This window comes from Bacillus sp. 17RED48 (assembly GCF_019837545.1).
Lineage (GTDB): Bacteria > Bacillota > Bacilli > Bacillales > Bacillaceae_G > Bacillus_A > Bacillus_A wiedmannii.
The window spans coordinates 1156929-1170721 of record NZ_JADAXG010000001.1; the positions used below are offsets into that span (position 1 = coordinate 1156929).

The 13793-nt window shown below is 32.4% G+C and carries 10 protein-coding genes; 6 read left to right on the forward strand and 4 right to left on the reverse strand.

The window, feature by feature from the left end:
• Positions 1–2: 2 nt before the first annotated feature.
• From ILT06_RS06425 to ILT06_RS06445, 5 genes are all read left to right on the forward strand, one after another.
• On the forward strand, positions 3–755 hold the full coding sequence (locus tag ILT06_RS06425) for a lantibiotic immunity ABC transporter MutE/EpiE family permease subunit (RefSeq protein WP_064475035.1): 753 nt from the start codon (positions 3–5) through the stop codon (positions 753–755).
• Between the two features lies 1 nt (position 756).
• Positions 757–1515 carry a lantibiotic immunity ABC transporter MutG family permease subunit gene (locus ILT06_RS06430; protein ID WP_000279847.1) on the forward strand — a complete coding sequence of 253 codons (759 nt, stop codon included), beginning with the start codon at positions 757–759 and terminating at the stop codon, positions 1513–1515.
• Between the two features lie 41 nt (positions 1516–1556).
• Entirely contained in the window at positions 1557–2219 is a 663-nt protein-coding gene (locus ILT06_RS06435) for a response regulator transcription factor (RefSeq protein WP_064475036.1), read from the forward strand.
• The gene (locus ILT06_RS06440) at positions 2207–3568 is read left to right on the forward strand and encodes a sensor histidine kinase (protein WP_222654929.1); all 1362 of its coding nucleotides are present in this window, start codon (positions 2207–2209) and stop codon (positions 3566–3568) included. Before ILT06_RS06435 ends, ILT06_RS06440 begins: the two co-directional genes overlap by 13 nt.
• Positions 3569–3782: 214 nt before the next feature.
• Positions 3783–4769, forward strand: coding sequence for a choloylglycine hydrolase family protein (locus tag ILT06_RS06445; protein ID WP_064475038.1), 987 nt, complete (start codon positions 3783–3785; stop codon positions 4767–4769).
• A gap of 468 nt (positions 4770–5237) precedes the next feature.
• On the opposite strand, the gene ILT06_RS06450 is transcribed toward ILT06_RS06445, so the two are convergent.
• Positions 5238–5423, reverse strand: a complete 186-nt coding sequence (locus ILT06_RS06450) for a hypothetical protein (RefSeq protein ID WP_000461129.1) — start codon at positions 5421–5423, stop codon at positions 5238–5240.
• Between the two features lie 482 nt (positions 5424–5905).
• On the opposite strand from ILT06_RS06450, the gene ILT06_RS06455 reads away from it, so the two are divergent.
• Complete coding sequence (locus ILT06_RS06455) at positions 5906–8689, forward strand: dynamin family protein (protein ID WP_064475039.1); 2784 nt, start codon at positions 5906–5908, stop codon at positions 8687–8689.
• 98 nt (positions 8690–8787) lie between these two features.
• On the opposite strand, the gene ILT06_RS06460 is transcribed toward ILT06_RS06455, so the two are convergent.
• From ILT06_RS06460 to ILT06_RS06470, 3 genes are all read right to left on the reverse strand, one after another.
• Positions 8788–10707 (reverse strand): LTA synthase family protein, encoded by a 1920-nt coding sequence (locus ILT06_RS06460; RefSeq protein ID WP_222654930.1) that lies wholly within the window; start codon positions 10705–10707, stop codon positions 8788–8790.
• Between the two features lie 465 nt (positions 10708–11172).
• Positions 11173–12510, reverse strand: a complete 1338-nt coding sequence (locus ILT06_RS06465; RefSeq protein WP_064469397.1) for an NAD(P)/FAD-dependent oxidoreductase — start codon at positions 12508–12510, stop codon at positions 11173–11175.
• Between the two features lie 264 nt (positions 12511–12774).
• Positions 12775–13572, reverse strand: a complete 798-nt coding sequence (locus tag ILT06_RS06470; protein ID WP_064475041.1) for a cell wall hydrolase — start codon at positions 13570–13572, stop codon at positions 12775–12777.
• Positions 13573–13793: the final 221 nt, after the last annotated feature.

The window sequence follows — 13793 nt, forward strand, 5'->3', positions numbered from 1 at the left end:
AAATGAATTTATATATTGCATCTGAAAAAATTAAAATTAAACATACTTTTTTGAACAAACTTATATGGCTAGTTCCATTTGCCACAATACTAATTGCTTTTTTATTATCGGCGGATTATTTTCAATTATCTAGTTACAATTGGTGGTACATTACGATGCTTCCAGGAATGATTTCTTTAAGTTGTGTACTTCTTGCGGAGAAAGATAAGAAAATGAATAATCGTTCTATCTTATCGTTACCAGTTTCATTAAAACGAGTATGGATTTCTAAAGTATTACTAATTTTAGGGATTTTGAGCTTTTCATGCATACTTTTTTTCTGTGGAATCCAGTTATCTAGTTTACTATTAAATAAGGAGAACTTCCAAATCATTCCTACAGTAAATGCGCTATTAGGAAGCGTTCTTTTAATCGTTACTTTTATGTGGCAAATTCCACTCTGCTTGTTTTTAGGTAACAAAATAGGTCTATTTCCGACGCTTCTGTTGAATGTAGGGGCAAATGGAATTTTTGGAGTTGTATTGGCAACAAAAAATATTTGGATGATTAGTCCATACACATATCCAAGTAGACTTATGATTCCTATTTTGAAAATACTACCAAATGGTCTATATGCAGAAACCGGAAGTGTAACGTTCAAACCAGAACTCCTTTCCTACGATGTAATTTTGCCAGGCGTGGCAATTTCTGTCGTGTTGTTCTTTTTGTTTACTTATATGACGGCAAAATGGTTTGAAAAGCAGGAGGCAAAATAATATGGCGGTTTTGTCGAGGATAGTAAGAGCTGATTTTATAAAAATGAAACATACGATTTTTTTCTGGATACATATAGCGATGCCAATCATCGGTATTGCTCTTTTTTTAAGTTATTATTCCATTTCAAAAGTTGATTCTATAAATAAGGTTTCAGGATATATTCAAGTATTATCGATATCTTTTCCGTTGCTAATTAGCATTGTGTGCTCTTCTGTTGTGGAACAGGAGGCTGTGGCAGGGAATTTTAAAGAACTTTTATCAACGGAATACGGAAGGCGTAAAGCATTTATTAGTAAAGTATGTTTACTTTTAATATGTGGGTTTTGTTCAACTATGTTGGCAGTCGTTGGGTTTGCGGCAGGGTTTCATTCTCTGTTAGGACAAAATAACTTTCCATTTGCTTTGTATGTTGAAATTTCCTTCATTCTTTTTGGTTGTCAAATCTTTATGTATATATGGCATCTGTTCTTAAATTTTCGCTTTAGTAAAGGTGCTTCCATTGGGATTGGAATTATAGAAAGCTTGCTGGTAGCTTTAATGCTTACAGGGATGGGAGATGTGATTTGGAAATACACGCCATGTGCGTGGAGTGTGAGATTATGCAATTATTTTTTGGAGCACAAATTGAGCCCCGCTTCTATTCATGTCTTACAAGTAGAGGGGAAAATTGGAGCAGTGATTTGCGTTTGTTTCACGATCATTGCATTTGTTATTTCCCTTGTATGGTTTTCCTTTTATGAAGGCCGTAAAGAAATGTAAGTGCATTTGTATTATAATGGAAGTGAGAGGAGGGATTCTATATGGCAAGAATATTAGCAATTGATGATGAAGAAGGCATCCTTTATATTATAAAAAGTGCTTTAGAGAAAGAAGGCCATGAGGTAACTGCCGTTAGTAATCCTCTTACTATACCAAAGGAGAAATTTTGTCATTATGATTTAATTCTATTAGATGTCATGATGCCAGAAATAGATGGTTTTACACTTTGTAAGGAAATACGGGATTTGGTTGATAGTCCAATTGTATTTCTAACAGCCAAAACAATGGAGAAGGATCTGATCACAGGGCTTAGTCTCGGTGGAGATGACTATATTACAAAACCTTTTGGAATTGGAGAACTGCGTGCGAGGGTATCCGCACATGTAAGGCGTGAGCATAGAGAAAAGCAAAATGCATTTTTCCTGTCAGGTCTTACATTTCATCTGTCATGTAAAGAAATATGGCATGACGATACATCTATCGCATTTACGAAAAGTGAGTATGGAATTTGCGAATATTTAGCTTTGAATCATGGACAAGTATTTTCAAGAGAAAAGATTTACGAAAATGTTTTTGGTTATGAGGGAGAAAGTGATAACCAAGTAATTGTGGAACATATTAAAAATATCCGTCAAAAATTATGTAAGCATAACATGAATCCAATAGAAACAGTATGGGGAATTGGTTATAAATGGAGAAAGTGAAAAAGCAAGTCAATCTTAGTAAGATTTTAATACAGTATATTTTTGCATTTTCAATAGGGACGATTGCATTAGTTACTTTTTTTATGATTCTATTCCAAGTTGGAGTTAACGCAGAGGTAATCTTGCCAGCAAATTATTATGAAAAGCAGATTGAGTCGCAAAGAGATGCTATAGTTAAAGCGGAGCAGGACGATGATCAAATTTTAAAGCAATATAAATATGTTGTGTATGATTTTTCTGGAAACGTTATTCAAGGGAGTATTAATAAAGATTATGCGGGACAAATATGGAATAACATACATAAGGATGAAAAAGGTGATAGTAAGTACTACTATGCAGTTATAGAACGTGATAAAGATATTTGTGTCATTATATATACGTTACATGCTACTTTTAAAAATCCTTTTTTGAAGAAGTATTTACCAAGTCCGGAAGTTTGTGAAATTGTTCTTTTTATTCTATTATTTGTTGCCGAAGTGATATTTCTATCTCGCTCTTTTGGTAAAACATTGTCAAAGGAAATGCTGATTTTGAGAAATGTAACAGATAAAATTCAAAAGGAAGATTTAGATTTTCAAGTGGAACAATCTAAAATAAAAGAAGTGAATGAAGTATTAACTTCTTTAGTAAAAATGAAAGATGAATTAAATCATTCGTTACGTACACAGTGGAATATGGAAACAAATAGAAGAGAGCAGATTGCTGCTTTGGCACATGACATTAAAACGCCATTAACGATATTGAGAGGGAATGCAGAGCTATTAAATGAATCAATGCTAGATTCAAATCAGAAGAAATGTAATGAGCATATTTTGAAAAGTATTGATGAGATGGAAATATATATGAAATCTTTGCTCGATATTACGAAATGTGAGGAAGGCGCTTCACTTCAATTCAAGCAAACAGATCTCCGCGACTTTATTCGTAATATTATAGAAGAAAGTGCAATTTGTGTTTTAGGCAAACAGTTAAATCTAATTGAAAATGTTCAGGACATACCAAATTTTATTCCTATTGACGAGACCGCTTTGAAAAGAGCAATTATGAATATAATGATGAATGCAATTGAATATTCTCCAACAAAGGGTGACTTGATGTTCTCAGTGGAAATGATTAGTGAAAAACTGCAATTTATTGTAGAGGACTCGGGAAGAGGGTTTACAGAAGAGGAAATGCATTCAGCTACAGAGCAGTTTTATAGAGGAGATAAAAGTAGAAACTCCAAAGATCATCATGGAATGGGGTTATACATTGCTAAAAGCTTTGCAAAGCAACACGGTGGAAACCTTTACTTAAGTAATTCGGAAAAGCTGCACGGTGCAAAAGTTGTTTTGGAAATATCAGCGTAGTAGAGAGGGTACAGATTATAACAAGTCGCTCCTTTTTAATATAATTCTTTTGCAACTACATTTTAAAAATTCATTTATAAACTAGAGATAACCTCAACCTATTTGTACTTTATATGTGCCTTCTCAATTTTTTTGTAAGGAAAGAGGTTTTCAATTTACAGATTTATCAGAATTATGTAAAGTGTAGATAAAACCATAAAACGGGGTGTTCTTTATGTGTACTAGTTTGACATTACAGACAAAAAACGGTCAGCATCTTTTTGCAAGAACGATGGACTTCACATTAGATATGAATCAAGAAGTAATAATCATTCCTCGACATTACCAGTGGAATAATATAACTGGTGAAATTATTAATACGAAACATGCTACGGTCGGAATGGGGATTAATCATCACGGAAGGGTCATTATGGCGGACGGAGTAAATGAAGCTGGTATGACATGTGCAACACTCTATTTTCCAGGATTCGCTGCTTATAGTCAAAGCATAGATGACAACAAAACGAATTTGGCTCCATTTGATTTTGTGACTTGGAGTCTCACGCAATTCAATTCTGTCAAAGAGTTAAAGAAATCTGTAGATAGCCTTACCTTTTTGGATATACCATTACCGGATTTAGGACTTACGCCACCACTACATTGGATTTTAGCGGATAAATGGGGAGATTGTATTGTACTGGAGCCGACAAATGAAGGATTAAAAATGTATGATAACCCACTAGGAGTGATGACGAATAGTCCGGAGTTTAATTGGCATTTGCAAAATTTAAGACAATATATAGGCCTTAAATCGCAGCCATTCGCGCCAACTGAGTGGAGTAACTTATCATTAAGTGCTTTTGGTCAGGGCTCAGGCTCAATGGGACTTCCAGGGGATTTCACCCCGCCATCAAGGTTTGTGCGAGCAGCATATGGCAAACAAAACATTCAAGGTATAGATAGTGAAGAAGAGGGAGTATCGGCCCTATTTCATATTTTATCAAATTGCGAGGTTCCTAAAGGCGGAGTAATAACAGAAGAAGGTGCATTAGATAATACCATATATACAAGCGTAATGTGTATGGAGTCCGGAACATATTATTATCATACCTACGATTGTAGACAAATTATAGCCATTCATTTATTTCATGAAAATTTAGATACAAATGAGATTAAAGCCTATCCGTTCCAACGGAAACAAAAAATATTTTATGAAAATTAGGTAGCTTTGAAACAATGTTTGGTAAATATAATAGAGCAATAATGCCTATATAATTCTTGGGTACTTCTTTAACTTTGTGATTCACCATAGATCTACTCCTTTCTTCAATGACTCCAACAAGTAAAACTTTGCTGGTAGAAGCATTGGCTAAGGTGCAGTGATGGTGGACTTTATTGCCTAATGTATTTGAATAGTATTATCCTGAATATCTCTAAAAACGCTAAGAAACTTATTTCTTCTAGAAGGCCCATTAAAGTGCTATTAGGTAAAATGAACATGGACGTACTCCATTTATAAATAGTAAAGAACAAAAAAGGTGTGGAAAATATCCATACCTTTTTTGTTTTTCTATTATCTATGTATAAAAAAGCGCTGTATATCAGCACTTTTTAAAAGTACATGAGCTGTATAAAAAGTATAAATTACTTAAAACGTAACTATGCAGCGTCAAAATGAAGAACTATACGCTTATTTATTTTTATTATTATTAATTTTTTCCGTATATAACACTTGTTCTTTATAGTGTTTTTTAATTGGGAAAGTATGTGTACCAGAGCCGTTTTTGAAAGTTTTATTGATGGGGTTTTTTAGCGGGATTGTTGTAGTTTCAGTAAATTCATATGGGTAATTTATTTTAGATTTATCTTCAAACATGAAAATGCCTCCTTTTAGGATTTCCTGAATTCTTTACTATAACATGATATGCATATAGATTTTTTTTGGACTAGTTATTTATATAGGTTAATGGAATTAAATTACGTAACTACTGAAATATTTCAAAGGAAAACAATGTGAGAAATATATGATAATGCTTCTTTTATTTATTAGGGAAGGAAATATTGCATATATATTCGTTATAAATTGTTTTTATAATATGGTTTATATAGATTTTTCCTGATAATATAATGCGGGAGATTATAGTCTTATTAGGTTATTAGGAACATTTAATGCTGTTTCACAACTGAAAGGAAAATGAAAAAAAACTGAAACTTTTCTCATAAAAATTCAATCTAACTTAAAAAATGAAAGGAAAATGAAATTTTCCAAAAGATATTCTTTGTTAAGATAAAAAGCATACATACAAAAAGTATTGACATATCTTAAAAATGTATTTTCAAGATATAGTGGGGGAAAAGATGAGAGTAGAAAAACAATTAATAAAAAAGATGTATTATGAAACATTCCTAATGGAGAATGAAACAAAACCACCTATTGACGTACTTGGAGAAGCTTATGTAAACGAAGAAAGAAATGAGATTTCTGATGGATCTTACATTCGTTTTGCACAAGGTGAATTTTATTATCGCCATCAAGATTTTGAAGCAGCTATTTTTAAATGGGAGAAGGTTAGTAATGAATTAGCACCATGGGCACAAAAAAATATTGCCGATGCTTATTTCGAGCTTAATCAATTACCAGTTGCTGAAAATGTTTATACTTCCATTACTACTGATAATATAATATTGATGACGGAGATTAGATTACAATTACTTTCTCTTTACATAGAGCAAAATAATTTTGACTCTGCTTTCGCTGTTATTAAAGAAGCAGTTTCTTTAAATCCGGATTATCCAAATGTTACAAAAATTGCACGTTCCTTTTATGAGGAGCAGCAAGATTTTGATAGTGCAGTAGAGCTTGCTGTCAATGAGTTAATTCGAACAGAATCTTATCCGTGGTTTGAGGTTTTAAAAGGATATATCGATAAAAGATTTACTAAACATATTTCACCAGATTATTTTTATGAAGTATTAGTTACGTTAAATAATGTAGATCAAGTACAATTTACGCAAATGGTTTCATCACTTTGGAATAGTTATAAAAACGAACAAAATTACTTATCATGGCTTAACACAATAAATGAATTTTTCTTACATATTGAAATACATTCGTCCGATATATGGGACAAAATTTCTTCTCTTTACGAAGGAACGTACTTTGAATTAATTCAAGGTCAATATAAGCTTAAACAATTACACGACATCATTCCAAACTTGTTAACAAATTGGTTAAAGGTAGTCAATCCATCTTATGCTGTATTTCCATCTGCAGCTGTGTTGGCATGGGATGAGATTTTCCCTTCTAAAATAGATGCAGCAAATATAAAACATGCTGAAAACCTGTTGTTATATTCTATTAATCATGTGAACGGCTTAGAGTATAGTTTGCATCTTTTTGAATCTATTACAGAGTGGGCACAAAAGCATAATATAGAAATGGGTCACCGATTTAGATGGTTAGTTGGCGAGCTCGCAGATTTAAGCACAAATCGCATTTTAGTAACGGGAACTTCAGGAAACGGAAAAACTACATTTATTAACTCTATATTAGGAGAAAATATATTAGAAAAATCAATTTCAAATGTAGTAGTTTTAAAAAATGATGAGCATACAGAAATTAACGCCATAACAGACTCTACAATTACAACAACGGAAGATGTCTCTGATTACTATAATATGATGTCTCAGCACCATCAAACATATAGAGATAGAGCGTGTGTTGAATTTAAATTACCATGCAGATTTTTAAGTGAAAATAAACTTACATTTGTAGTTACACCTGGCTTTAATAGAAATAACGATACTAGGGATGAGATATTCGAATATTTAAATTCTGTAGACGAATTACTATTTGTATTAAATGCGGATTCACCTTTTACTGACAAAGAACGTGATATTCTATTAAGCATTCAAGAACATACACCAAATTTACAAATTCATTTCTTATTAAATAAAATCGATAACATATACAGTGATGCAGAAGTGAAAAGAGTATTACATGATACGCAAGCGAGAATAAACACATATTTCCCGCATGCGAGAATTTTCCCTTACTCTTCGCTATATACAAGTAGTCAACAATTAAATGATTTAACTGAGTTTATTCATTTTAACTGTAATCATAAAAATATCGATGCAGAACGTACGGAAAAGCTATTGTTTTTCATTCGAAAAACAATTACATATCTTTTGGATAAACGCGTTGAGAAAGAAAATAATCTAGTGGATGCGATTAATTGGAACGAAGATATGCTAGTGAAACTAAATGGTAGTATTAATAATCTTACTGCTTTTGAGAAGGAAAAAATTCATTTCATTACAAAATCATATCGTACAATGAAAACTGAAATTATGAATGACCTTACTGAAAATATTCCGAAGATATTACAGAGTTGTTCGGATTTAATTAGTGAAGAAAGCGATTTCGGGCACATTGATACGGAACTAAATAAAGCGATGAATGAAAGAGTACATAAATATTTAGAGCAAACTGTATTACCTAATTTTGCTCTTTCTATGCAAAATTGGATTGCGATTTCTAATAATGAGCTCCTTCAAAGTCAATCGTACTTAGAAGAACTTAGTGAAGGGCTTAATTCTTTATTTGGAGAAAATCGAATACAGTTAGAATGTGATTTTAAAGTGCTTGATGACTGGCGCAGAGATACTGACAGAATGACGACTAGAATACAAATGGATGAAGTAAATATTTTACGTCGCTTTACGCCAGCGCAATTTTTACTGAAAAGTGCCGGTAAATTATTTGGAGTTCTTCCTAAAAACAAAGGTATGCTATATAACAAATACAAACAGTATGTAGAAAATGAAGATTATACCGAGGTAACGGCTTCTATTATGAAGAAATTTTTCTTGCAATTTGAGCTATTTGAAAACACGCAAGAGCGGGATATTAACATATTCTTTAGAAATCCATTTAACTCCTTGAAACAAGCTGTAGAAAACACTCATTTAGAAATACAAGAAAAACAAGAGATGTTACATAAGATGAAATCACAACCTGAAGTTTATCAAGATTCTATCATGCTCTTTGAATTGAGATTACGTCAATGTGAAGTAATTTTAAATATAGGTGATGATCATACCTATACAGATGTAACTTTAGAAACAAGCGTAGAATAAAAGTAAAATATACGAGGTTTTTATATGACATTGCATCATATGTTATAAGAGAGTGAAAGGGAGCAACTGTAATAAGTTGCTCCCTTTTCGTATTTAGATTATTTTTCAGTCTCTTTAATTTTAGTTTGTACTTTGCCAGTTTTAATTTTATTACTTTCTGAGAAACGTAATAAATCGCCTTCAATAATTTTGTCGGACATTCGTAATTCATTTTGTGCACGGTTAATGAGTGCTTGTGCTTCTTTTTTTGGTAAATCTACAATTTCACCTGTTATGCGGTCATAGAAAGTATTGTTTGTGTATGCATACTTGTCTGTAATAAAGCTACCATCACGTAAAACGACAAAACCGGCATATTCATCTGAAAACATATCATGACCAAAACGGATATCGTTCGTAGTATCAATCCCTAATAAATTTAGAATAGTAGGTTTCATATCGATTTGTCCCGTAGGCTTTGAAATCGTTTGACCTTCTGTTTGGCCAGGTACATGAATATATAAAGGTGTGCGTTGTAAATTTAAAGTATCAAATTTTGTTATTTGATCTTTTTCTAAAAACTGTGCCATTGCACGATTATGTTTTTCAGAAATACCATAATGATCACCATACAACACAATAATAGAATCATCATACATTCCTTCGGCTTTTAAACGCTCAATAAACTTTTTAATTGATTCGTCTAAGTAACGTGCTGTTACGATATAACGATCAAATACGCCATTACCAGAGTTATATGGTTCAATGAATTTTGTATCTTCATCATACGTAAATGGATAATGGTTCGTTAACGTAAGGAAACGAGCGTAAAATGGTTGATCAACAGTTTTTAATATATCTACTGATTGATCGAAGTATTCGATATCTTTTAATCCCCAATTTAAATTTGTTTCGGGTGTAATTTTGTAATCAAGTTCGTTATAGTAACGATCATAACCAAGAGCGGAGTACATAATATTACGATTCCAAAATGTTGCGTTATTCGCATGGAATACAGAAGTGAAATAACCTTGCTGACGTAAAATTTCTGGAGTCGCAGTATAATCATTGTTACCGTGTGTGAAAAATACAGCTCCTCGATTTAATGGATACAATGACGTATCGATTAGAAATTCAGAATCGGATGTTTTTCCTTGCCCAGTTTGGTGGAAAAAGTTATCGAAGTAATAGCTTTCATTTATGAATTCATTCAAGAATGGTGTAACTTCTTGACCGTTAACTGATGCGCCTATTAAAAAGGTTTGTAGGGATTCAAGAGTGACAACAATTACGTTTTTTCCTTTTGCTGCACCAAACATGTTAGGGTTTGGCTCACTTTGGTTTGCCTTTACGTAGTTTTCAGTTTCTTGTAATTTACTACTATCAGCAAGTGCTTTTTGTGATCCTGCTTTTACTTGTAGTGTTAAATCATATACTTGATGAGTGTATAGTCCCAAATTTTTAACAAGCATGACTCGGTCGAATGATCTCGTTAATAGTTTAGGGCGTTCTTTTTCTGCAAGGTGTAGATTCGCAAAAAATACACCAAACGTTAAGAGAAAATATAACAAGCGTGCCGGATGAGTTACACGTCCTGTTTGGAAGACTAGTGCCTTCTTCTTTAACAAAATAAAGAAGAAAATAATGTCTACGAAAGCGAGTATAATTTTATAGTTCAATATTTCTATAATACTGCCGCCTAATTGGCCAAAGTTTGATGTTTGTCCAAGTACTGGTAACGTAACGAAATCACTATAAAAATCATAGAACATTACATTCCCAACAAGTATGATTGTTAATAAGAGATTAATACATAGCGCTATATAATTTCGCTTTTCACCGGTTGCAAATAATGCTAATCCGACAAAAGCTAATGATGCAGCGAGAGGGCTAATAAACAAAATAAGCTCTTGCGTTGAAGACTCAATTTTTAAATCAAAACTGAATCTTGTAATAAGATATGTTTTTAACCATACTGCTAAAGCAATTATTAAAACAAAGCTTATATTTTGCATTTGTAAATTGATTTTATTTTTCATTTTTACACCTTCTTTATACAATTTATTTAACTTGTGTTATATATTATATTTTCATAACTATTAGAGTGTAATGTACCATTTAATGGTTTCTAAAGGTAACAATATGAAGTATTCATATACGTACAATGAGGAATTTTAAAGCGCAAATCTATTTTGGGAAACAGAACAGAAAAAGTCATAGTTGTAGTAAAAAATACTTATAGACATCCTAACATATTAAACACTATGATGATGTTACAAAATACCGAACAAATGAAAGTGGAAATGAATAGAGGCTTTTAAAACTGTTGACATTCAATTTTTTAGAATTGAATGTCGATAGTTTTACCATACATAGTTATGTTAAAAATGTATCTCGTAAAATCCCGATTTTTGGCGGGATAATCATTAGCGGGGGAAGGACAAGGTACATAAATAAAGCGTTATGGAAGTTAAAATATTTGATTGATATCTTAATGAAAGAAATTAAATATGAGATAAATATTTTCCAACATACAACCCACTTGCAGCAGCTTGAGATAATGAATGAGTGACGCCTGAACAATCTCCAACTAAAAATAGTCCATGCACACTTGTTTCAAAATGGTTATTGATTTTTATCGTAGGAGCATAGAACTTTCCGTCAATTCCATATAACAAAGTATCTTTATCGATCGGTTCTTTGATAAATCGTTCTAAGCGTAATAAAAACTCTTTTAGTCCTTCAATATATAATGGGGGAATTTCTGTATTCAAATCTCCATAATCTCCTTGTAGTGTAGGTTGTATACGGTTATGTTTCATGTCGTTCTTTATTGTAGGTTGTTTATTTAGTAAGTCCTCTAAGCGCTGTATAACAATCCGATCTCGTCCTTGGTTAATGTTTTTTATAATTGAACTTGCGTATACATTTGCTTCTTTGAGAGTTGAAAAATAGCGCGGGATAAATAAAGTGAAATTTAAGTTAGGTGTGCCAGTTCCTTCCTCTCGAAAATTTTGACCGTCAGGCATAACTAAACCTTCTTCGTACTTTCTAATGATGCGTCCTTTTGGATTCATACAGTACGTAGTTGCGGTGAAGTGTTCATGCTCATAAGAAAGTTTTGTCTCAAATGTATCTTTTAATATAGAACGTAATTGGTGTTCTTTCATCTCTACTCTAATCCCTAAATCTACACGAGTTTGCTCCTGAGAAATTTTAAGAGAAGTGCACATTTCTTTTAACCAATCCGCTCCGGAACGCCCAGTTGCAAACACTAGTTGCTTAGATTCAACTATTCCTTCATTTGTCTCTATTGTAAAATGATCTTTCTGTTTCATAATATGTTGTACATCTATATGAAATTGAATATTTATTTTTGTAAGTAAAAATTCATAGAGCTGCTGAAAAATGTCACTTGAAAGGGTAGTACCAAGATGCCTTACTTCTGTTGTTAGCATTTGTAAACCACACGTTTCAGCTCTCTTATTGAGATTTGGATTTTCTGTAGAGTATTTTGAAACAGAACTTCCTCCGAACTGACATAGAATTTCATCTACTTCAGCCATGAGTTGAATAAAGCTTTCTTTACCGACTTTTTGCTCAAGTTCTCCGCCAAATCCGTTTGTATAATTAAATTTCCCTTCAGATTTTCCTAAACCACCAAACCCGAAATATTTATCACATGTAGTACAAGTACACACTTTTCCTTCGTCTAAAGGACAATGGCGATCTTCTAGCGCTTTACCTTTATCAAGAATTAAAACCTTTTTGTTACTTTTAGCTAGTGAATAAGCCATAAAAATGCTACTTACTCCAGCACCGATAATTGTAACATCATACATATTTTTTCACCTACTAACGAATAATTTGTTTTTATTTTTCTAGTGTATAACAATTTTATGAAGTTAAGAAATAGCTTTTATTAATAAAGAGGGAGTTTTTGAACTGGATGCTTTTTTAATTTCTCCGAGTGGTGGGGTAAATACAAATGTTTTTATTTGAAAGAAGAAATAGTTTTAAATGATCACTATGTCATATGATTAATAAAATCTAACATATAAAAAACAGACCTTCCAAGTGAAGAGGTCTGTTAATGATTTTAAATGTTATTTAGCAAACACATGGTTACCAATTACTGCTACTGTTTGACGTGTCGTAATCCATTTGTCTGTTGATGTTTTCGGATTGTAGAAATAAAGCCAATCAGAATGTATTCCATTTGTGGAGATAGCTTCTTCTACTGCCATTTTTGCTTCTGGGCTTGCAGGATGATTGATTCTTCCATCTGTAACAGGAGTAAAGGCATATCCGTATTTAATAGGTTCATAAATAACGCCTGTTATTGTATTTGGAAAACCTTTTGCATTTACACGATTTAGTATAACTTTTGCTACAGCCACTTTTCCTTTATAGGATTCGCCACCTGCTTCAGCGGTAACTAAGCGTGCCATTAAGTCTTTTTCTTTTTCTGAAATGCTTGAGTTAATTTTTAGATGTTGCCCTGTATAAAGCTTGTTTCCGACTGTATTGTTAATTTGTTTTATAGATTGAACGGTAACATTGTAACGCTTTGCTATCGTTTCTAATGAATCTCCCTGTTGTACTTGATAAATAATTTGTCCAGATATGTTCGCAGGTTTGGCGTTTTGACGAACGGTGATTTCATTTGAGTTCGTAGACCCTGGAATATGTAACTGTTCACCAATAAAAGCTTGATCGTTTCCTTTATTATTAGCCTGTTTAATGGATTGTATTGAAACTCCGTATTGTTTACTAATGCCCCAAAGTGTATCATTCTTTTTTACTGTATGAATGGTAGATGCTTCAGCTATGCCTTGATTACATACGAATGTAATTGCCGCTGCAGATAAAGGGAGTATATGTTTTATTTTTAATAATTTCATTGTAAATCCTCCTAGAAAAAATTAAGGTGAAACTGTTAAGTAATGTAGTTCAGAATATCTATGTATAATATTTTAATATAAGTATATTAGCACGTATAAAATAAATAATCATCATAAGTTTTTTATTTATGCAGTGTAGAGTCCAAATATGAAATATTGCATATGAAAATACATTGAAGTTCATATTGCTGATTACTATAATCTATTTAGTAGAAAGGTAA